20 protein-coding genes are annotated in these 19,779 nt (G+C 65.3%); 10 read left to right on the plus strand and 10 right to left on the minus strand.

What is annotated here, in order from left to right; all coding sequences use genetic code 11:
* Positions 1-71: 71 nt before the first annotated feature.
* The 3 genes from LRX75_RS15115 (at position 72) to LRX75_RS15125 (ending at position 3,919) form a co-directional block, all read left to right on the plus strand.
* Positions 72-1,085, plus strand: coding sequence for an iron ABC transporter substrate-binding protein (locus tag LRX75_RS15115; protein WP_231815590.1), 1,014 nt, complete (start codon positions 72-74; stop codon positions 1,083-1,085).
* A gap of 210 nt (positions 1,086-1,295) precedes the next feature.
* Positions 1,296-2,846: an ABC transporter permease gene (locus LRX75_RS15120; protein ID WP_231815690.1), complete on the plus strand. Its 1,551-nt coding sequence runs from the start codon at positions 1,296-1,298 to the stop codon at positions 2,844-2,846.
* Positions 2,843-3,919 (plus strand): ABC transporter ATP-binding protein, encoded by a 1,077-nt coding sequence (locus tag LRX75_RS15125; RefSeq protein ID WP_231815591.1) that lies wholly within the window; start codon positions 2,843-2,845, stop codon positions 3,917-3,919. The genes LRX75_RS15120 and LRX75_RS15125 overlap by 4 nt, the downstream gene beginning before the upstream one ends.
* Before the next feature lie 19 nt (positions 3,920-3,938).
* On the opposite strand, the gene LRX75_RS15130 is transcribed toward LRX75_RS15125, so the two are convergent.
* Positions 3,939-5,474 carry a sensor histidine kinase gene (locus LRX75_RS15130; protein WP_231815592.1) on the minus strand — a complete coding sequence of 512 codons (1,536 nt, stop codon included), beginning with the start codon at positions 5,472-5,474 and terminating at the stop codon, positions 3,939-3,941.
* 141 nt (positions 5,475-5,615) lie between these two features.
* On the opposite strand from LRX75_RS15130, the gene LRX75_RS15135 reads away from it, so the two are divergent.
* From LRX75_RS15135 to LRX75_RS15145, 3 genes are all read left to right on the plus strand, one after another.
* Positions 5,616-6,167, plus strand: a complete 552-nt coding sequence (locus LRX75_RS15135; RefSeq protein ID WP_231815593.1) for a thermonuclease family protein — start codon at positions 5,616-5,618, stop codon at positions 6,165-6,167.
* A complete protein-coding gene (locus LRX75_RS15140) occupies positions 6,152-6,793 on the plus strand; it encodes a uracil-DNA glycosylase family protein (RefSeq protein ID WP_231815594.1) in 642 nt (213 codons plus the stop codon). The genes LRX75_RS15135 and LRX75_RS15140 overlap by 16 nt, the downstream gene beginning before the upstream one ends.
* A gap of 68 nt (positions 6,794-6,861) precedes the next feature.
* Entirely contained in the window at positions 6,862-7,350 is a 489-nt protein-coding gene (locus LRX75_RS15145) for an Lrp/AsnC family transcriptional regulator (protein WP_062596499.1), read from the plus strand.
* 41 nt (positions 7,351-7,391) lie between these two features.
* Here the strand turns inward: LRX75_RS15145 and LRX75_RS15150 are convergent, their stop codons facing one another.
* The 6 genes from LRX75_RS15150 to LRX75_RS15175 form a co-directional block, all read right to left on the minus strand.
* Positions 7,392-8,264, minus strand: coding sequence for an NAD(P)-dependent oxidoreductase (locus LRX75_RS15150; protein ID WP_231815595.1), 873 nt, complete (start codon positions 8,262-8,264; stop codon positions 7,392-7,394).
* A 28-nt stretch (positions 8,265-8,292) separates the two neighbouring features.
* Positions 8,293-9,129 (minus strand): class I SAM-dependent methyltransferase, encoded by an 837-nt coding sequence (locus LRX75_RS15155; protein WP_231815596.1) that lies wholly within the window; start codon positions 9,127-9,129, stop codon positions 8,293-8,295.
* 83 nt (positions 9,130-9,212) lie between these two features.
* Positions 9,213-9,479 carry an usg protein gene (locus LRX75_RS15160; RefSeq protein WP_113151976.1) on the minus strand — a complete coding sequence of 89 codons (267 nt, stop codon included), beginning with the start codon at positions 9,477-9,479 and terminating at the stop codon, positions 9,213-9,215.
* A gap of 150 nt (positions 9,480-9,629) precedes the next feature.
* On the minus strand, positions 9,630-10,490 hold the full coding sequence (locus LRX75_RS15165) for an ABC transporter permease (protein ID WP_231815691.1): 861 nt from the start codon (positions 10,488-10,490) through the stop codon (positions 9,630-9,632).
* Positions 10,491-10,543: 53 nt separating this feature from the next.
* Positions 10,544-11,347, minus strand: coding sequence for an ABC transporter permease (locus LRX75_RS15170; RefSeq protein WP_231815597.1), 804 nt, complete (start codon positions 11,345-11,347; stop codon positions 10,544-10,546).
* Positions 11,348-11,467: 120 nt separating this feature from the next.
* Positions 11,468-12,250, minus strand: a complete 783-nt coding sequence (locus LRX75_RS15175; protein WP_113151978.1) for an ABC transporter substrate-binding protein — start codon at positions 12,248-12,250, stop codon at positions 11,468-11,470.
* Between the two features lie 356 nt (positions 12,251-12,606).
* Here LRX75_RS15175 and LRX75_RS15180 point away from each other — a divergent pair, with 356 nt between their 5' ends.
* Together LRX75_RS15180 and LRX75_RS15185 are read left to right on the plus strand one after the other, a co-directional pair.
* Positions 12,607-14,880 carry an OmpA family protein gene (locus LRX75_RS15180; RefSeq protein ID WP_231815598.1) on the plus strand — a complete coding sequence of 758 codons (2,274 nt, stop codon included), beginning with the start codon at positions 12,607-12,609 and terminating at the stop codon, positions 14,878-14,880.
* Between the two features lie 122 nt (positions 14,881-15,002).
* Positions 15,003-15,737: a polysaccharide deacetylase family protein gene (locus tag LRX75_RS15185; RefSeq protein WP_420851208.1), complete on the plus strand. Its 735-nt coding sequence runs from the start codon at positions 15,003-15,005 to the stop codon at positions 15,735-15,737.
* Between the two features lie 9 nt (positions 15,738-15,746).
* Here LRX75_RS15185 and mobB read toward each other — a convergent pair whose 3' ends face one another.
* Genes mobB through moaA form a run of 3 tightly spaced genes read right to left on the minus strand, consistent with a single transcriptional unit; the run spans position 15,747 to position 17,894 of the window.
* Positions 15,747-16,262 (minus strand): molybdopterin-guanine dinucleotide biosynthesis protein B, encoded by a 516-nt coding sequence (gene mobB / locus LRX75_RS15190; protein WP_231815599.1) that lies wholly within the window; start codon positions 16,260-16,262, stop codon positions 15,747-15,749.
* Positions 16,259-16,903: a molybdenum cofactor guanylyltransferase MobA gene (gene mobA / locus LRX75_RS15195; RefSeq protein ID WP_231815600.1), complete on the minus strand. Its 645-nt coding sequence runs from the start codon at positions 16,901-16,903 to the stop codon at positions 16,259-16,261. The genes mobB and mobA overlap by 4 nt, the downstream gene beginning before the upstream one ends.
* Before the next feature lies 1 nt (position 16,904).
* Positions 16,905-17,894 carry a GTP 3',8-cyclase MoaA gene (moaA, locus tag LRX75_RS15200; RefSeq protein WP_231815693.1) on the minus strand — a complete coding sequence of 330 codons (990 nt, stop codon included), beginning with the start codon at positions 17,892-17,894 and terminating at the stop codon, positions 16,905-16,907.
* Between the two features lie 266 nt (positions 17,895-18,160).
* Here moaA and LRX75_RS15205 point away from each other — a divergent pair, with 266 nt between their 5' ends.
* Entirely contained in the window at positions 18,161-18,562 is a 402-nt protein-coding gene (locus tag LRX75_RS15205) for a gamma-butyrobetaine hydroxylase family protein (protein WP_231815601.1), read from the plus strand.
* Complete coding sequence (locus tag LRX75_RS15210) at positions 18,559-19,746, plus strand: low temperature requirement protein A (protein ID WP_420851209.1); 1,188 nt, start codon at positions 18,559-18,561, stop codon at positions 19,744-19,746. Before LRX75_RS15205 ends, LRX75_RS15210 begins: the two co-directional genes overlap by 4 nt.
* Positions 19,747-19,779 lie beyond the last annotated feature (33 nt).

The following is a 19,779-nucleotide window of genomic DNA, read 5'->3' on the forward strand; positions in this document are numbered from 1 at the left end:
TGACCTTCAGGTTCAGCTTATCTATACCGCCTCTGCCGGGCACGTCGCCCGGGCACTCTCAGGAGGTCGTCATGAAAATTTCCGTTCGCACCGCGGGCTTCGTTGCCGCGGCTGCTCTTCTGGCCGCGATGAACCCCGCGCTCGCCCAGTCCGAATCCGCCGGCATCGTCATCTACAATGCCCAGCACGAGAGCCTCGGCGTTGCCTGGGCCGAAGCCTTCACCAAGGAAACCGGCATCAAGGTGACGCTGCGCAAGGGCAGCGACATGGAGTTCGCCAACCAGATCGTCCAGGAGGGTGCCGCATCTCCCGCCGACGTCTTCCTCACCGAGAATTCGCCGGCCATGTCGCTGGTCGATCAGGCCGGCCTGTTCGAACCCGTCGCCAAGGACACGCTGGCGCAGGTTCCCGAGACCTTCCAGCCGTCGAACGGCCATTGGGTCGGCGTGGCTGCACGCTCCACCGTGTTTGCCTATGACAAGACCAAGCTGACCGAAGACAAGCTGCCGAAGTCGCTGCTCGACCTTGCCGATCCCGCATGGAAGGGCCGCTGGGCCGCATCGCCGGCCGGCGCCGACTTCCAGGCCATCGTCAGCGCGCTTCTGGCACTGAAGGGCGAAGCCGCCACCAAGGAATGGCTTGCGGCCATGAAGACGAACTTCACCGCCTACAAGGGCAATTCGACGGCGATGAAGGCCGTGAATGCTGGCGAGGTCGAAGGTGCGGTGATCTATCACTACTACTATTTCGGCGATCAGGCGAAGACCGGCGAGAACAGCAAGAACGTCGCACTGCACTTCTTCAAGAACCAGGATCCGGGCGCCTTCGTCAGCATCTCCGGCGGCGGCATCCTTGCCTCCAGCCAGCACAAGACCGAAGCCCAGACGTTCCTCAAGTGGTTGACCGGCAAGGGCGGGCAGGCCGTTCTCCGCGATGGCACGTCCTTCGAATATGCCGTCTCCAAGGATGCGGCCTCGAATGCGGCGCTTCCGGCACTCTCGACGCTGGACTACCCGAAGGTCGATCCGCAGTCGCTGAACAGCAAGTCGGTCACCGACCTGATGACGGCAGCCGGTATCCTCTGAGCGCCCGTGTTGGCGTCTTGCGCAGGCAACATGACGCCGGCATGACGATTCTGGATTGATTTCATCCACAATCGCCGCAATAGGTCATCGCGACCCGTGCGCGCTTCCTTGTCGGAGGCGCGCATCTTTCTGTTCCGTGTAGAGGCGCCACACGTGCCGCATGCCGATGCCAAGTCTTTCGCTGTCTCCAAGGCCGCGACGCCGAGCCGTCTGACGCTCGGACAGCGCGAGCGGTCGCGTCTTGCCTATCCGCTGGTCACGCTGCCGGCTCTTATCGTGGCGCTGGTCAGCCTCATCCCGCTCGGCTTCGTCGTGATCGTGACCGTGCAGACGGGGTGGGACCAGGTGGTTGCGCTCGTCTTCCGCGGCCGCGTCGGCGATCTCCTCGTCAACACGGCGCTGCTCGAAGCGGCAACCGTGCCGCTGACCATCGTGCTCGCCGTGACGCTTGCCTGGTTGACGGAGCGCACAGACCTGCCCTTTGCGCGGCTCTGGGCCTGGTTCGCCGTCGTGCCGCTCGCGGTGCCCGCCTTCGTTCACTCCTACGCCTGGATCAGCCTCGTTCCCGGTCTGAAGGGCCTCGGCGGCGGTGTCCTCGTCTCGGTTCTCGCTTACTTTCCCTTCCTTTATCTGCCGGTAGCCGCACAGCTGCGCCGGCTGGATCCCGCCATCGAGGATGCCGCGGCATCCCTCGGCCTCAGCCCGTGGCGGGTCTTCCTCCGGGCGGTCCTTCCGCAGCTGCGCGTCGCGATCTGCGGCGGCAGCCTGCTCGTCGGCCTTCACCTCCTGGCCGAATACGGCCTGTTCGTGATGATTCGGTTCGACACGTTTTCCACGGCGATCGTCGATCAGTTCCAGTCGGCCTTCAACGGCCCCGCCGCCAACATGCTCTCGGGCGTCCTCGTCCTCTGCTGCCTGGCGCTTCTCGGAACGGAAGCGCTGGCGCGGGGCGGGGAGCGCTACGCCCGCGTCGGGTCCGGCGCGCCGCGCATGGTGACGCGCCATGCGCTCGGCGGCTGGGTGTGGCCGGCGCTGGCGCTCAATCTGGCGACCGCCGCGCTCGCCATCGGCGTGCCGTTCACGACGCTGACGCGGTGGCTGGCGATCGGCGGGTTGGAGATCTGGCCGCTGCAGACGGTGGGCAATGCCGTGATCCAGACGATTTTCCTCGCCGTCATGGGCGGCATGCTGACGACGATCGTCGCAGCGCCCATGGCCTGGCTTTCGGTGCGCGCACCCGGTCGCCTGCAACGGGTGCTGGAGGCCTGTCACTACTATGTCGGCTCCCTGCCGGGCGTCGTCGTGGCGCTGGCGCTGGTCACCATCACCGTCCGGCTGGTCCTGCCGCTCTATCAGACATTTGCGACGCTGCTCCTCGCCTACGGCCTTCTGTTCCTGCCGCGGGCGCTGGTGGCGCTGCGGGCGAGCATCGCGCAGGCGCCGGTGGAGCTGGAGCGTGCCGCGATGGCGCTGGGCCGGGCACCGTTGCAGGCTGTGCGCGTGACGACGATGCGCCTTGCCGCGCCCGGTGCGGCGGCGAGCACCGCGCTCGTGGCGCTCGGCATCACAAACGAACTTACCGCCACCCTCATGCTGTCGCCGACCGGCGTCGAGACGCTCGCCACCAAGTTCTGGTCGCTGACAAGCGAGATCGACTATGTCGCTGCCGCGCCGTATGCGCTGATGATGGTCCTTCTGTCCCTGCCGCTGACGCTGGTCCTCCACCGGCAATCCAGCCGCGCAAGCGGGAGCGCCGCATGAGCCTTCTCTCCATCTCGTCCGTCAGCAAGACCTATGGCCGCGACGCGCGCGCCCTGATCGACGTCTCCCTCGTCGTTCCCGCCGGCGCGCGAACGGCGATCGTCGGCCCGTCCGGCTCCGGCAAGACGACGCTGCTCAAGCTGATCGCCGGTTTCGAGCGTCCGGACGCCGGGCGCATCACGCTGGAAGGGACCGTACTGGCCGGCGAGGGCGTCCATGTGCCCCCCCACAAGCGCGGCATCGGCATCGTCTCGCAGGATGGCGCGCTCTTTCCGCATCTGACCGTCGGCGAGAACATCGGTTTTGGGCTTCCGAAACGGCAGGACGGCCGCGGCAAGCGCATCGCGGCGCTGATGGCCATGGTGGAGCTCGACGCGGACATGCTCTCGCGGCGTCCGCACCAGCTCTCCGGCGGCCAGCAGCAGCGCGTGGCGCTCGCCCGCGCTTTGGCGCTCGAACCGCGGCTGATGCTCCTCGACGAGCCCTTCTCCGCGCTCGACACGGGCCTGCGGGACACGATGCGCCGCACCGTTTCGCGCATCCTCGCCGCGTCGGGAACGACGTCCATTCTGGTCACGCACGATCAGGGGGAGGCGCTATCCTTCGCCGATCACGTCGCGGTGTTCCGGGAGGGACGGCTGGTTCAGGCCGGCAGCCCGCAATCGCTCTACCGCTGCCCTGCCGATCGCCAGACGGCGCTCTTTCTCGGCGATGCCGTTCTGCTGGACGCGACGGTTACCGCGGGCCAGGCGGAAACCGTTCTCGGCTCCATTCCTGTCGGGTCGACCGACAAGGCCTCGACGGGCACCGCATCGACGGCGCTGGTGATGCTCCGTCCGGAGCAGTTGCGCATCCGCTGGCTCGGTCTCGGGGAGGCCGATCTCGTCAAGGGCGCGCGGGCGCGCGTGCTCGACAGCGAGTTCGGCGGCGGTCTCTGCCGCCTGACGGTGGAGGTGGGCGAGGGCCCGGCGCGCACCGTTCTCGATTTGCGCGTCTCCGGCTTCGATGTCGCGGCACCGGGCGAAACCGTGGCCATCGAGGTCGTCGGGCAGGGACACGTCCTGCCCGCCTGAAACGGTCCGGGAATCCAGATCAGGCGAAACTCTTGCGACGCCGCGCCACGGCGGCGGTCTCCTGCACGGCGGGCACCGTCTGGAGCACGCGGCGCGCCGGCAGGATGGCGATGACCTCAGTTCCCTCGCGCAGCTTCGAGCGCAGGATGAACTCGCCATCATGCTTGGCAAGAATGGCCTGCACGATCGGCAGGCCGAGTCCGGTGCCCTGTTCCGCGCTCTTGATGGCGATCGACCCCTGGCCGAAGGCCGAGAGGACGACGGGAATTTCATCTTCCGGGATGCCGGGTCCATCGTCCTTGATCGACAGATATTGTCCGCCACCAGCCGTCCAGCCGACCTTCACTGCGATCTGCCCGCCCTGCGGGGTAAACTTGACGGCATTCGACAGCAGGTTCAGCGTCACCTGCCGCATGGCCTTCTCATCCACCCAGACGGCCGGCATGCCCTGCTCGAACTGCTCCGTGATCGTGATGTTCTTGGTGCGGGCACGCAGTTGCACCATGCCGATGCAGTCCTCCGTGATCTCCGCCAGCAGGATCGCTTCCTCGTTGAGGTCGTAGCGTCCGGCCTCGATGCGGGACAGGTCGAGGATTTCGTTGATCAGGTCTAGCAGGTGCTTGCCGGAGCGGTGGATATCGCCGGTATATTCCTTGTAGGTCGGGTTGTTCAACGGGCCCATGACCTCGGTGAACATCACCTCGGAAAAGCCGAGAATGGCGTTCAGCGGCGTGCGCAACTCGTGCGACATGGAGGCAAGGAAGCGCGATTTGGCCAGATTCGCCTCCTCGGCCCGCCGGCGCGCCTCGTCCGACATGGATTTCGCCACTTCGAGCTCCGCGATCAGATCGTCTTTTTCGGCCTGCACGGAGAGGATCTGGATATTGGCGCGGCGCATGCGCGTCGTCATGTAGACGAGAAAGGCAAGCGACGTCGACAGCACGATGGCGAGCGCGACGAGATCCCCCCGTCCAGCCATGACGGCGGTGCCGGTGAGAAGAGCGACGCAGGGTGCAAACGTGACGATCAGCGCATAGCGCAGGAGGATGGTGGCGATGGCCGTGGCGGCGAGGGCGACGAGGAGGGCCACGCCCTTGTACAGTCCGAAGTCGCGCGGCACGCAGGACTGGCATTCCTGCAGCAGGAACAGCACCCAGACGACGCTCATCAGTCCCTGCACGGCCAGGAAGCGCCGACGCCAGTAGACGACGGCCTCCGGCGTCATATCCTTCCGCCGGGCCCGCTGCGCCGCAAGGAGGCCGAGGGCGTGGATCACGAGCGCCACGATCAGCCAGCCGACGATCTGCAGGTTCTCCGTCAGGTACAGGCCGCCGGCGGCGATCATCATCAGGAGGATCGGCATGGCAGCAGCGCCCTGCAGGACGGAGGCGACGTAGAGAGACAACATTTCCTTGTCGAAGCCCGAGCCGTTCGACGGACCGGACTGCAGGCGTTCGCGATTCGCGCGCACGGTTTTCGACACGGCCTTGTTGCGGTGGCTGCGCGATTTGTCGACAATGATCTTGTCGGTCGATGTGCTGACGCCCTGATTCATCTTGTCCGGAAAGTCTGACGGATACCCAACGGATTCTAGGTAAGAATTGTTAAGAACTTGCTTCCTGCACCGGCTCGGCGTGTCCGCCAACAGCCGATTTTTCCGTTGGTTTCCGTGGTAGGCCGGCAGCGGTCGCTGATCTTGGATGGTCTGCTGACGATCCTCTTCCTGGGGCTCGTCTGGCTTGCTGCCAACCGGCTTGCTGGTGAGGGCGAAACGGTGACCGGCCAGCCGCGCGTGGTCGATGGGGACACGCTCGCCCTCGGGCGGGATCGCATTCGCCTCATCGGCATCGATGCGCCCGAGGGCGCGCAGACCTGCGAACGCGACGGCGAGACCTGGGCCTGCGGGCAGGAGGCGCGACGGCATCTCGCGCGGCTGATCGGTACGACCGCGGTCCTGTGCGAAGGTCGGGCGGACGACCGCTACGGCCGGCGGCTGGCGGTCTGCGCGGCTGGAGGAGAAGACCTCAACGCCCGCATGGTTGCGGACGGTTTTGCCGTTGCCTTCGGTGACTACGCCGCCGAGGAGGCCGAGGCGCGCGCAAACCGGGCCGGTCTCTGGGCCGGTACCTTCGATCGACCGCAGGATTGGCGCGCCCGCCATGGCGGAATGGCCGAGCTGCCCCATATCGATGGGGATTGGATCAAGGCCCTGCTGCGCCGTATCGAGACCGTATGGATATCCCGCTGACACCGACCAGAGACGAGATCGATCGCTGCTCGGCTGCGATCGCGGCCTGCCGCATCTGTCGTGACGCACCGGTTTTCGGCGCGCCGCTGCCGCATGAGCCCCGGCCCATCTTCGTGCTCTCGGCAAAAGCGCGCATCCTGATCGCGAGCCAGGCGCCCGGCATGCGCGCGCATGTCAGCGGCGTGCCCTTCGACGATCCCTCCGGCAACCGGCTGCGCGACTGGCTCGGCGTGGACCGGCCGACCTTCTACGATCCCGACAATTTCGCCATCGTTCCCATGGGTTTCTGCTTCCCCGGTTACGACAGGCATGGCGGCGATATCCCGCCCCGGCGGGAATGCGCACCGGTCTGGCGGGAAACGGCGCTTGCCGCCGTGCCGAACGCCTCCCTCATTCTCGTCATCGGCGCCTATGCGCAGGCCTATCATCTCGGCACGAAGCGGCAGGCCTCGATGACGGCGACGGTGGCGGACTGGCGGCGGACGTTCGAGCGGGTGGAGGGACTGAAGATGCTGCCTCTGCCACACCCCAGCTGGCGCAATACGCCATGGCTGAAACGGAATCCCTGGTTCGAGGCCGAACTGCTGCCGGTGCTCCGTGCTGAAATTGCATTGCGGATATCGTAAGATTTCACTCTGGCATTGGCCCCTTTTGACGCTATAGAAGAAATAATATTCGAAAGGGGGCTATTGAAATGGATCGTCTCGATCGCAAGATCCTGCGACTTCTGCAGGAAGATTCGACACTTGCCGTTGCCGACCTGGCCAAGAAGGTTGGCCTGTCGACCACGCCGTGCTGGCGCCGCATCCAGAAGATGGAAGAAGAGGGCGTGATCCGTGGCCGCGTCGCCCTGCTCGATCCGGCGAAGATCAACACCAAGGTCACGGTCTTCGTGTCGATCCGCACCAATGCTCACTCGATCGAGTGGCTGCGGCGGTTCTCCGAGGTCGTGGGAGAGTTTCCCGAAGTGGTCGAACTCTACCGCATGAGCGGCGACGTCGATTACCTCTTGCGCGTCGTGGTCCCGGACATCGCGGCCTATGATGCCTTCTACAAGCGCCTGATCGCCAAGATCGAGATCCGCGACGTGTCCTCGGCCTTCGCCATGGAGCAGATCAAGTACACGACGCAGATGCCGCTCGACTACATGATCCTGGAACAGGCAAAGTCCCAGGAGGACTGATCTTCGCGCACGGATCGGGGGAAGCAGGCGCGGGGGCGCGCCTACTTCTTTTCCAGCCGCGCGAGAAGCGACGACGTATCCCAGCGCTTGCCGCCCATGGCCTGCACCTCGCCGTAGAACTGATCGACCAACGCGGTGACCGGAAGCTTGGCGCCGTTGCGGCGGGCTTCGGTCAGCACGATGTCGAGGTCCTTGCGCATCCAGTCGACGGCGAAGCCGAAGTCGTACTTGCCGGCGATCATCGTCTTGTGGCGGTTTTCCATCTGCCAGGAACCGGCCGCACCCTTGGAGATCACCTCCACCACGGCCTCCATGTCGAGCCCGGCGCTCTTGCCGAAATGCACGGCTTCCGCCAGTCCCTGGACGAGGCCCGCAATGCAGATCTGGTTGACCATCTTGGTCAGCTGGCCGCTGCCGGCCGGTCCCATCAGCCCGACCATGCGCGCATAGGCATCGATGACAGGCCGGGCGCGTTCGAACACCGCCGAATCGCCGCCGCACATGACGGTGAGAACACCGTTTTCCGCACCCGCCTGGCCGCCGGACACAGGCGCGTCGAGGAAATGCGCGCCCCGCGCCCGGGCGGCGGCGTCCAGTTCGCGTGCAACTTCGGCGGAGGCCGTGGTGTTGTCGATGAAGATCGCGCCGGCCCGCAGCGTCTCGAACGCGCCGTCCGCGCCCGTGGTGACCGACCGCAGGTCGTCATCGTTGCCGACGCAGCAGAACACGAAATCCGCATCGCGCGCCGCTTCGGCCGGCGTCGCCGCTGCGGTGCCGCGGTTTTCGGACACCCACGTCTCGGCCTTCGCCGCTGTGCGGTTGTAGACGGTCAGCTCGTGGCCGCCCTTGACGGCGAGATGGCGGGCCATGGGGTACCCCATGACACCGAGACCGATGAAGGCGACTTTGGCCATAGGAGGCTCCTTGAGGCTGTCGAGAGAATCAGGCGTCGGCTGCAGAAGGCTGGCGCAGCCGCGCCAAGACGAGATGACCGGCAATCGGCGCGCCGTCTTCCATGCGCACGGTGATATCCGTCAGATCGACCAGATCGAACCCGGTCGCCTCCAGCCGCTCGAGAACGTAGTCCCGCGCATGCGCGAACCGCTGGTGCGGCCCCACCATGAAGCGGCGGCCGGCGAACACGTCGTCCGGCAAGGTCTCGCTGGAGAAGATGAACAGGCCGCCCGGCTCCATGGTCTCGGCCGCCGCGAAGAACAGCGCCTCGAGCCCGCCGAGATAGGGCAGGACATCCGTCGCGGTGACGAGGTCGAACGGCCCGTCTTCGTTGTCCTCGAGAAAATCCACGGCTTCGCCGACATAAAGCGCGTCGTAGAGATCCTTCTCATGGGCGATCTCGACCATGTTTTCCGAGAGATCGACGCCGGTCAGGTGTTCGGCCATATCGCGTAGCGCGCCGCCGGTCAGCCCCGTGCCGCAGCCGAGGTCGAGCAGGCTCCTGAAGGGCCCGAGCCCGAGCGCCTGCAGCCGCTGGCGGACCATCATCGGCACGGAATAGCCGAGCTGTTCCACCAGCACGTCCTCGAACACGTCGGCATGCTGGTCGAACAGGGTGGTGACATAGGCGTCCGGGGCCTTGTCGGGCGTTTCGCCGCGGCCCATGGAGGCGATGCGCACGGCGGCACCGCCGTGATCGTCCGGGTCCAGTGCCAGCACCTCGCCATAGGCCGCGACCGCCGCCTCGACATCGCCGGATTTTTCGAGCGCGAGAGCGCGGTTATAGGCCTCGGCCAAAGCTTCTTCGTCGATCTTCTTTTGCATGCGCGCTTTGTAGGATGGGCATTGCCGAATGGCAATCCCGATCCAGCGACGGGACTTCGATGTGACGCGTCGTCAGCAGCGCATCAGTTGATGATGAATTCGCCCTTTAAAGCGCGCCAGTCGCCGGCCGATATCAGCTTGCGGTGAACGTAGCGCACCGAATGGAGCGGCCCGTCCAGCGTTTCCTGCCAGAACTGCAGGAAGCGTTTCATTTCGGGGAAGTGGGGGGCCAGATCGTAATGCTGCCAGATGTAGCTCTGCAGGATCGCCTGGCGATCCGGCATACGGTAGAGGATCTCAGCCGTGGTGAGGCCGTACCCTTTCAGCTGCAGTTCCATGTCAGATGCCATGCGAAACCTCATCTTTGCTGAATGACGGTCTCTAGAATGAAGCGCCCGAATGGTTAAGCAAGTCTTAATGACATCGGCGTGACAAAAAATATCGTGTCTTACCAGAGGGTTGGCAGCATCCGGTCGAGAGTGCTGCCATTGTTTCGCATGTCAGCGCTTCAGGTGGCGGGTCAGCCGGTTCTCCAGCCAGACCCAGAGATTGCGCAGCGCTTCGACCATGATCAGGTAGAAGATCGCGGCCCAGAGGTAGGTCTGGTAGTCGAAGGTGCGCGAGAAGGCGCGGCGGGTTTCGCCCATGAGGTCGAACACGGTCACGATCGCGACGATGGCCGATGCCTTGATCATGAGAATGATCTCGTTGCCATAGGGACGAAGGGCAACGATCAATGCCTGCGGCAGGATGATCTTGAAGAAGGCGATGCGCTGCGACAGGCCGAGCGAGGCCGCACCTTCGTGCTGGCCGCGCGGCACGCTTTCGATCGCGCCGCGCAGGATCTCCGCCTGATAGGCCGCCGTGTTCAGCACGAAGGTCAGAAGCGCGCAGTACCAGGCCTCGCGGAAGAACCACCAGAGCCCGATCTCCGTCAGCTGCGGCCGGAAGCTCCCAAGGCCGTAATAGATGAGGAACAGCTGCATGATGACCGGCGTGCCGCGGAAGAAATAGACGTAGACATAGGCGATCCAGTTCGCGACCTTGTTCTTCGACATGCGGCCGAGCGCGACCGGCAGCGAGAGAAGCGCGCCGAGCACGATGGAGGTCGAGACGAGGCCGAGCGTGACGCCGAGGCCGGAGATGTAGCCGGGTCCGTAGCGCTGGAATTTCTCCGGATCGAACCCGCCGACGATCAGCATGCCGAGGCCGACGAAGACCGCCAGCCAGACGCCGAGAAGGATGCGGCCGAACAGGCGCGACAGCGTGTAGGGACGTGCCGCGTCGCGAGGAGCCGGCAGCGGCGGAAGGAGGTCCGCTGAAACGAAGGCCTGCACCGGGCGGACGCCGGAAGCCGGCATGTCGGTATCGAGCGCCGGCGGCGCGCCTGCGGGCGGAAGCGGCGGTGTCGCACTCATCGCGCCACCTCCGAACGGTGCGCCCACCGCTCCAGGGCGGAGAACACGACGGAGGATGCTGCGGCGAGCAGCAGGAACAGGATGCAGGCAAGCCCGAAGAATTCGAACGCCTGCTTGGTCACGCGCGCGGCAACACCGGTCTGGCGCAGGATATCCGGCAGGCCGATGACGGAGACGAGGGCCGTATCCTTCAGAAGCGCCATCCAGAGATTGCCGAGGCCGGGCAGGGCGATGCGGAAAAGCTGCGGCAGCACGATCAGCCGCATGGTCTTTCCCCGGCTGAAGCCGAGCGCGTCGCCCGCCTCGTACTGCCCTCGGGGAATGGCCTTGAAGGCGGATTGCAGGACCTCGGAGCAATAGGCCGAGAAGACGACCCCGAGCGCGACGATGCCCGCGAAAAAGGCGTTGATCTCGACCGGCCCGGAGTAGCCGACGCCGGCGAGGACCTGCTGCGCGACGATCTGCAGGCCGTAATAGACGATGAACAGCGTCAGCAGTTCGGGCAGGCCGCGGAAAATGGTGGTGTAGATATCGGAGGACAGGCGCAGCGATTTCTCGCTCGACTGCTTGCCCATCGCGACGCAGAAGCCGAGCGCAAGGCCGACCGGTAGAGTGGCGATCGCCAGCGATGCGGTGATGAGAAAGCCGTAGCCGATCTCGTCGCCCCAGCCGGCATCGCCGCAGGCGAGCAGGGTGTTGCCGGCGAGAAGGCGGAAAATGCCGATCGGTCCGCACCACGGATCGAGCGTGGCGCCGAGCCACGACACGGCGGAGGAAAGCGCGGCCATGATTCCGCTCATCGTCTGGTCTGTCCCCTTGAGGCGCTTCTTGTTGGGCGCCTCTTGCTTACGGCATCGTTTGTCAAACAAAAACGGCGGGAGGGCAAGCTCCCGCCGCAGGATTTCGGACGAGCCGGGGAATTAGCCGCCGTAGACGTCGAAGGAGAAGTACTTGTCGTTGATCTCCTTGTACTTGCCGTTGGCGCGGATGGCCTTGATCGCCGCGTTGAACTTTTCGCGCAGATCGTTGTCGCCCTTGCGCAGCGCGATGCCGGCGCCTTCGCCGTTGATGACCGGGTCGATCGGCAGCGTGCCGAGCAGCTTGCAGCAGTCGCCGTCCGTGGTCTTCAGCCATTCCGAGAGAACCACGACGTCGTCGATGACGGCGTCGATACGGCCGTTGGCGATGTCGAGCTTGTACTCGTCGGAGGTCGGATAGAGCTTCAGCTCGGCCTTCTTCATATGCGCTTCGGCATAGTTCGAATGGGTCGTGGAGGACTGCGCGCCCAGCGTCTTGCCGTCGAGACCGGCTTCGGTCGCCTCGGTGATCGGGCTATCCTTGGGCACGGCGATGGCCGGCGGCGTGTTGTAGTACTTTTCCGAGAAGTCGACCTGCTGCTTGCGCTCGGCCGTGATCGACATGGAGGCGATGAAGGCGTCGTACTTCTTGGCGATCAGGGCGGGAATGGCGCCGTCCCAATCCTGGGTGACGAAGGTGCACTCGGCCTTCATCTCGACGCAGAGCGCCTTGGCGATGTCGATGTCGAAGCCGGTCAGGGAGCCGTCGGCTTCCAGAACGTTGAAGGGCGGGTAGGCGCCTTCTGTGCCGATGGTGATCTTTTCGCCGGCGGCAAGCGCGGTGCTGGCGGCAAGGGCGAAAACGGCCGCAGCGGCAGCCATGGTGAAACGTTTGGCGATAGGCATGTCGATCCTCTCTGTTGGCGCAGGCCCGGCTTGTTCTTCGTGTCCCGGGCCATTCGCAAGCGACCGTGAACGGTGGCTTCGGTTGCGATATTCCGTCACCCGTTCGCAAAAGCAACAGGAAAAGCGCACGCGGAGAAAAGCGTGCACACGCTCTGGCGGGATGACGCGGAAAGCCTATGTCCGCCGGGTGAACGCGGCATTCATCGCCAATTCATGCGCCTGTTGCTACCGCTCGGGCCATGGATCGCAGCGAAGGCTGCGACCGTCCGTCACGCGGCGTTCAAGCGTATGCCGGCCCGGATCATCGGTGCCGGTCGACAAGAACAAGAACGGGATCTCTCTCAGGAGGAGACACCATGACCATTCGATCCAAGCTTTTCGCAACCGTGGCAATGCCGCTGTTGACCATGACAATCGGCCTGCAGCCGGCGCTCGCCGACGCTCAGATGAAGCCGTTCCAGGTCGCTCAGGCCGATCCCGAAGAGGAACTGCCCCGCAAGCGCAGGCCTGCCGAGGGACAGCAGGAGGCAGCGCCGCAGGGACAGGCCGAACCGTCCGAAAGCGGCGAAGGCCGCCCCAGCCGCGAAGAGCGCCGCAAGCAGCGGGAGGCCGAGCAGCCAGCGGAAGAACAGCAGCAGCGCCAGGCCGAGCCGTCCGGCGAGGACACCCCCCGCCCGAGCCGCGAGGAGCGTCGCAAGCAGCGCGAGGCCGAGCAGCAGCAGAACGGCGAACAGCCGCAGGCCCAGCCTTCGGGCGAGGACACGCCGCGCCCGAGCCGCGAGGAGCGCCGCAAGCAGCGCGAAGCCGAGCAGCAGCAGAACGGCGAACAGCCGCAGGCCCAGCCTTCGGGCGAGGACACGCCGCGCCCGAGCCGCGAAGAGCGTCGCAAGCAACGCGAGGCCGAACAGCAGAAGCAGAATGGCGAGCAGGCCCAGCCAGAGGGTCAGCCGATGCCGGACCTCGATGGTCAGGCACCGCGCCAGAGCCGCGAGGAGCGTCGCAAACAGCGCGAGGCCGAGCAGCAGAAAAAGCAGGACGGCGCTGACACGCCGGAGCAGATCAAGCCGTCCGATCTCGATGCGACCCGGCCGCGCCAGACGGGGCAGGACGCAGACGCACCGGATGCTGCCGAACGCAAGCGCCAGCGCGAGGAGCGCATTCGCAAGCGGGAAGCCGAACGTCTGAACGGCCAGCAGGATGGTACCCAGCAGGCCCAGCCGGGCGACACGGCCGAGCAGCCGGCGTCCGGCGACATGACCGACGAAGAGCGGGCCCGCATCCGCGCCGAACGCCGCAAGCAGCGCGAGGCCGATGGCCAGCAGGCGGAGGATCCGGCACGTCCGGGTGTGGAACCGAATGGCGCTGATCCTGCACAGGCGGGCGACAACCGCGCGAACCGGGACCGCCCCGCGCGGGACGTCGTCGACACACGTTCGCGCGAGGAGCGTGAGAAACTGGCGCGCGACCCGTCGAAGAGCGATGAGACGGTCGTCCTGCCGGTCGAGAACGGTGCCGCCGTGCTCGACAGTGACAAGGATGCCGACAATCGCGGCAACGACGACACCCGCGACCGCCGCCGCCGCGAGCGCGAGCAGGTTCGCCAGGAACGCGACAACCAGCCGCCGCCGCGCACCGATGCCGACGCCCAGTCGGATCACCGCGAACGCCGGCCGGACCGCGAGGAGCTGAACGCGGCCATCAACGAACGCGGCCGCCGCATCGACCGGGCGCCGGAATTCGATGCCGGCGATCTCATCGACGCGCTGACGGGTCAACGTCCGCGGATCGAAGAGTCGCGCAACAACCGCACCGTGCTCGATTTCGGCGACGAGATCGTCGTGCGCAGCGACGACCGTCCGCGCCTGCGTCGCGATGCCCGCGAGACCTATTACGAGGAGCTGCCGCGCGGCCGCACCCGCGAGGTCATCGAGCGGCCGAACGGCATGCGCGTCGTGACGATCTACAATCGCTATGGCGACGTCATCCAGCGCACGCGTATCAACAGCGACGGCGAAGAGTACCTGATGGTCTATGCGCCGGAAGTCGATGAAGAAAAGCGTCCGCCGCGCTACGATGTCGGCGAGGATCTGCCGCCCATGCGCCTGACGGTGCCGGTGCGCGACTATATCATCGACACCTCGACGGAGCCGGATCGCGACTATTACGACTTCCTGGCCGAGCCGCCGGTCGAACGGGTCGAGCGGACCTATTCGCTCGATGAAGTCCGCAACTCCGCCCGTATCCGCGACAAGGTGCGCCGTATCGATTTGGATACGATCACCTTCGCAACGGGCAGCGCGGAAGTTCCGATGTCGCAGGCCAAGACCCTGCGCAAGGTGGCGGACGCCATGCTGGAGGTCATCGACAAGGACCCCGGCGAAACCTTCCTGATCGAAGGTCATACGGATGCGGTCGGCTCCGACCAGTCGAACCTCGTCCTCTCGGACGAGCGTGCCGAATCGGTCGCGGCATTGCTGACGGACGTCTACGAGATCCCGCCGGAAAACCTGGTCACACAGGGTTACGGCGAGCGCTTCCTCAAGGTCCGCACGTCGGAAGCAGAGCAGGAAAACCGTCGCGTCACCATTCGCCGCGTCACCCCGCTCGTCCGGCCCGTGGCCCAGAAGTAAGGGATCGAGGGGAAAGGCGGGCGGCCAAGAACGGTCGCCTGCCCAGATTTCGCCATGTTCGAGGCTCTGAAGATAGGGAACCCGGTGCTCGTCGCGCCGGGTTCTTTTCGTCTGGACGCCTCATGAGACCCATTTTCCTTCTGCCCCTTCTTGCCGCCCTCGGCCTGTCCGTGCCGGCCATGGCGCGGGACGGCCTTTTGGAGCCGAAGCTGCACGTTGCGGCAGGCGACAGGACGCCGCGCGTGGCGCTGACCTTCGACGCCTGCATGGGACTTGCGGACCAGCGGATCCTGTCCGTCCTCATCGAAAACCGCATCCCGGCGACGATCTTCATCACCGAACGGTGGCTTAAGCGAAATGCGGAGACGTTCGCGATCTTCCGCGCGCATGCCGATCTGTTCGAGTTGGAAAACCACGGTGCCATGCATGTCCCGGCCATCGATCGTCCGGTGCCGGTCTACGGCATCGCCTCGGCCGGTTCGGCGCAGGCCGTGGAGGCCGAAGTCATGGGAGGGGCCAAGGCGCTCGTCGCCAGCGGCGCACCGCAGCCCCACTGGTTCCGCGGCGCCACGGCCAAATACACGGCTTCGTCCATCGCCCAGATCCGGTCCCTCGGTTTCGATGTTGCGGGCTACTCGCTGAATGGCGACGACGGATCGTTGCTGGGCGCGAAGATGGCCACGCGGCGGATCGCCGGCGCGCGAGACGGCGATGTCATCATCTCGCATATCAATCAGCCGACGCATGCGGCCGGCGAGGGCGTTGCGGCGGGCATTCTGGCCTTGAAGGCGAAGGGTTACGAATTCGTGCGGCTCGACGCCGTCCCCGAGAACGGCAGCAACGCGACCGTCAACTGAGCCTTCGTTTCATGGCCGCCTGAGCCCACAGGTCGCCTCCACGAAATCGGCGATGACGCCGGTGTCGTCGAGATCGAACACGGGCAGGGTGGCGTCGGGAACGGCGTGATCGGATGCGATGGCGAGGATGTGCGGGTCGCCGGGCGCAAGCGGCTCACGATTCTTCGCCTCCAGCCGTCGCGCCTCGATCTTGGGGATCGGCTCGCGCTTGTAGCCTTCGATGAGAACGAGATCGCAGGGGGCGAGACGTGCGAGAATGTCGGCGAAGGACGGCTCCGGTTCGCCGCGAAGCTCATGCATGATCGCAAAGCGGGTGCCGGACACGATCGTCACCTCATGCGCCCCGGCCTCGCGATGCCGCCAGCTGTCGGCGCCGATCTTGTCGATGTCGAAATCATGATGGGCATGCTTCACGGTGGAAACCTTGTAACCCCGCGCCGTGAGCTCTGTCACCAGCCGCACGGCAAGCCCCGTCTTTCCGGAGTTTTTCCAGCCGGCGATGCCGAAAATCTTCGGTGCCGTCATTGCTCCGCCATCCCCTTGCGGGACAGCATCCGCTCGATCATCTCGATATCTCCCGGCCTGTTCATGTTCGTGAAGGGATCGATATCCCCGGAAGCCCCTCCCGTCGCCGGAAAATCGACGACGACATGGGCATGCCGCTCGATGAAGCCGCGGACCCGTCGCTTGGTATCGGTTGCGATGAAACGCTCCAGATCGTCGGCAAGCGACGAGGACCAGAGCGCGAAGACGGGATGCAGCGTGTCCCGCGATGCGGCCACGGCAATGACGCTGTTGGTCTCTTCGAGGGCTTCGAGAAGCCGGTTTACGAAGGTATGCGGGAAAAATGGCGCATCCACGGGAACGCTGACGACTAGCGGGATGTCGCGGGATTGTCCGAGACGCAACCCGGCGAGAATGCCCGCAAGCGGACCGAACGCCCCCGGCACCGCGTCGGGAATGGCTTCGATATCCGGGGCCAGTCCCGGAAAGGCGCGGGCACCGTTGTAGGCGAGGGTGGTCACTTGCGGCCGCAGCCGCTCAAGGGCGCGGTCGGCAAGCGGGATGCCGGCAAGGGGCAGGGCCGCCTTGTCCCGCCCCATACGGCGCGACAGGCCGCCGGCGAGGACGACGCCGAGGATGGAGCGCGGTCCGTCTGCGGTCACGTCAACCGCCCGTCACACTCATGTGCCGCGCGACGGCCGGGCGGTTCTGCGTGCGGTCGATGATGAAGTCGTGACCCTTCGGCTTGCGGCCGATCGCCTCGTCGATCACCTGTGACAGAAGCACGTCCTCGGAAGAGGCGCGAACGGCGGCGCGCAGATCGGCGGCATCGTTCTGCCCGAGGCACATATAGAGCGTGCCGGTGCAGGTCAGCCGCACCCGGTTGCAGCTTTCGCAGAAATTATGCGTCATCGGCGTGATGAGGCCGAGCCGCCCGCCGGTTTCCGCGACCGTCATGTATCGCGCCGGGCCGCCGGTGGCATAGGCATTGTCGGTGAGGGTGAAGATCGTCGAAAGCCGGTCGCGCATCTCCGACAGCGGCATGTAGCGATCCGTCCGGTCCTCTTCGATCTCACCCATGGGCATGGTCTCGATCAGCGTCAGGTCCATGCCGCGACTGTGCGCCCAGCGGATCATGTCGGGAATCTCGAGATCGTTGAAGCCCTTGAGGGCGACGGCGTTGATCTTCACATGAATGCCCGCCGCCTGCGCCGCATCGATGCCCTCGAGCACTTTCGACAGATCCCCCCAGCGGGTGATCTCCCGGAACTTCACCGGGTCGAGCGTGTCCATCGACACGTTGATGCGCTTCACGCCGGCGTCCGCCAGTTCCTGCGCGTAACGCGCGAGCTGCGAGCCGTTGGTGGTCAGGGTCAGCTCGTCCAGCGTTCCCTCCTGGATCTTTCTGCCAAGCGCCCGCACGAGATGCATGATGTTCTTGCGCACCAGCGGTTCGCCGCCGGTGAGACGCAGCTTGCGCACACCCTTTTCGATGAAGGCGGAACAGATGCGCTCCAGCTCTTCCAGCGTCAGAAGATCCTTCTTCGGCAGGAAGTTCATATTCTCCGCCATGCAGTAGGTGCAGCGGAAATCGCAGCGGTCGGTGACCGACACGCGCAGGTAGGTGACCGCACGGCCGAACGGATCGATCATCGGTGCGGTGGAGTGCGCGAGCGCCACGGCTCCGCGCTTGTCGATCGGGCGTCTGTCGATGATGATGGTGTTCACAAGCGTCTCCGTCGTCCTGCCCACAAACATCGTGCCTGGGACGAGATGCGTCAAGGCCGGCTGTGGCGGGCGGCCTGCGATGACGCTCTGCAAAGCGGGGGTGTCAGTTTCCTTGAGGGGGAAACTGCGCTAGGTCTCTGAAAAATCAAGCGGCGGATAGCGCACGGCGTGCCGGGCGCGGAAGGACGGACATGACGAGCGAGATCTGGCCGAAAGAATTGCGTGTCTCCAAGGACCGCAGGACGCTGACCGTCACCTTCAACGACGGCGTTGCCGGCATCCTTCCAGCCGAAATGCTGCGCGTGCTGTCGCCGTCGGCGGAAGTCCAGGGCCATGGCCCGGGCCAGAAGGTCACCGTGCCCGGAAAGCGTAACGTCGCCATATCAGCGATGACGCCGACGGGGAACTACGCCGTCCGGATCGCCTTCGACGACGGCCACGACACCGGCATCTTCACCTGGAACTACCTGCGGGAGCTCAGCACCGACGGCACAACGCTTTTTGCCGCCTACGAGGAGGAGCTCGGCGCCAAGGGGCTCGACCGTGGTCCGGCTCCCGGCGGGCGGGACACGAAGGAAGGCGCGGTGCGATGAGCACGCTCTTCCAGTCGCTGCGGGATCGGGCCGGCTGGATGCGCGAGCGTCGCGAGGGCGAGGACGACAAGGTCGCCTTTCCCGAGCTGTTCTTCGATCTGGTCTTCGTCTTCTCGCTGATCCAGCTGTCGCACACACTTGCCGGTCACTACTCCCTCATGGGCGCGCTCGAAGCGCTTCTGATGATTCTGGCCGTCTGGTGGGTCTGGATCTTCACAACCTGGGTCACGAACTGGCTCGATCCCGACCGGATGCCGGTGCGGGCCATGCTGTTCGCCCTGATGTTCGGTGCGTTGCTGCTTTCGACCGCCATCAACGACGCCTTCGGCGACAAGGCGCTGCTGTTCGCCATCTCCTATGTCGCCATGCAGGTCGGCCGGTCGCTGTTCACCGTCTACGCGATGCACGGCCACAGTCCGGATAATGCGCGCGATTTTCTTCGCATCACCTGTTGGCTGATTCTCTCCGGCGTGTTCTGGATCGCCGGCGCGCTGATCGGCGGCGAGGCGCAGCTCTTCATCTGGATCGCGGCACTGACCATCGAATACATCTCCCCGGCCGTCGGCTTCCGGGTGCCCGGATTGGGTCGTTCTGAATTCGACGATTGGGACGTTCTGGGCGCGCACATGGCCGAACGCTGCGCACTCTTCGTCCTGATCTGCCTCGGTGAGACGATTCTCGTGACCGGCCGCACCCTTGCCGAAATGGAGGTGACGCCGCTCGTCTTCGTTCTCGCCATCAGCAGCTTCGGATCGACCGTCACCATGTGGTGGATCTATTTCCGGTTCGGGCAGGAGCGGGCGGCGGCGCAGATCGAGAGCGACGAATCGCCCGGCGAAGTCGCGCGCACCATCTTCACCTACGCCCATATCCCCGTCGTCGCGGGTATCATCCTCTGCGCTGTCGCGGACGAGTTCGTGCTCGCCCATCCCCATGGCGCGATCGACCTGAAGACCGCCAGTGCCATCATCGGCGGTCCCATCGTCTTTCTCGCCGGAAACATCTGGATCAAGAGCTCGGTCGCGCCCCGCCTGTCGGTCTCCCATCTCGCGGGCATAGGGCTGCTCGTGCTGGCCGCACCGCTCGCCCTCGTGGTCGAGCCGCATATCCTCCTGATCGTTTCCTTCGTCATCCTCGTCATTGTCGCCGTCTGGGAATACCTGACGCTGAAATCCGTGCGTTGAACCCGCATCGAACCTCTCTGGAGCTGGAAGAAC

It is taken from the genome of Rhizobium quercicola (assembly GCF_021168455.1).
Lineage (GTDB): Bacteria > Pseudomonadota > Alphaproteobacteria > Rhizobiales > Rhizobiaceae > Ferranicluibacter > Ferranicluibacter quercicola.

Coding starts and splice junctions, on each gene's coding strand:
- LRX75_RS15115 (WP_231815590.1), top strand. CDS start 72: ATGAAAATTTCCGTTCGCACCGCGGGCTTCGTTGCCGCGGCTGCTCTT.
- LRX75_RS15125 (WP_231815591.1), top strand. CDS start 2,843: ATGAGCCTTCTCTCCATCTCGTCCGTCAGCAAGACCTATGGCCGCGAC.
- LRX75_RS15130 (WP_231815592.1), bottom strand. CDS start 5,474: ATGAATCAGGGCGTCAGCACATCGACCGACAAGATCATTGTCGACAAA.
- LRX75_RS15140 (WP_231815594.1), top strand. CDS start 6,152: ATGGATATCCCGCTGACACCGACCAGAGACGAGATCGATCGCTGCTCG.
- LRX75_RS15145 (WP_062596499.1), top strand. CDS start 6,862: ATGGATCGTCTCGATCGCAAGATCCTGCGACTTCTGCAGGAAGATTCG.
- LRX75_RS15150 (WP_231815595.1), bottom strand. CDS start 8,264: ATGGCCAAAGTCGCCTTCATCGGTCTCGGTGTCATGGGGTACCCCATG.
- LRX75_RS15155 (WP_231815596.1), bottom strand. CDS start 9,129: ATGCAAAAGAAGATCGACGAAGAAGCTTTGGCCGAGGCCTATAACCGC.
- LRX75_RS15160 (WP_113151976.1), bottom strand. CDS start 9,479: ATGGCATCTGACATGGAACTGCAGCTGAAAGGGTACGGCCTCACCACG.
- LRX75_RS15165 (WP_231815691.1), bottom strand. CDS start 10,490: ATGCCGGCTTCCGGCGTCCGCCCGGTGCAGGCCTTCGTTTCAGCGGAC.
- LRX75_RS15170 (WP_231815597.1), bottom strand. CDS start 11,347: ATGAGCGGAATCATGGCCGCGCTTTCCTCCGCCGTGTCGTGGCTCGGC.
- LRX75_RS15175 (WP_113151978.1), bottom strand. CDS start 12,250: ATGCCTATCGCCAAACGTTTCACCATGGCTGCCGCTGCGGCCGTTTTC.
- LRX75_RS15180 (WP_231815598.1), top strand. CDS start 12,607: ATGACCATTCGATCCAAGCTTTTCGCAACCGTGGCAATGCCGCTGTTG.
- LRX75_RS15185 (WP_420851208.1), top strand. CDS start 15,003: ATGAGACCCATTTTCCTTCTGCCCCTTCTTGCCGCCCTCGGCCTGTCC.
- mobB (WP_231815599.1), bottom strand. CDS start 16,262: ATGACGGCACCGAAGATTTTCGGCATCGCCGGCTGGAAAAACTCCGGA.
- moaA (WP_231815693.1), bottom strand. CDS start 17,894: ATGATCGATCCGTTCGGCCGTGCGGTCACCTACCTGCGCGTGTCGGTC.
- LRX75_RS15205 (WP_231815601.1), top strand. CDS start 18,161: ATGACGAGCGAGATCTGGCCGAAAGAATTGCGTGTCTCCAAGGACCGC.
- LRX75_RS15210 (WP_420851209.1), top strand. CDS start 18,559: ATGAGCACGCTCTTCCAGTCGCTGCGGGATCGGGCCGGCTGGATGCGC.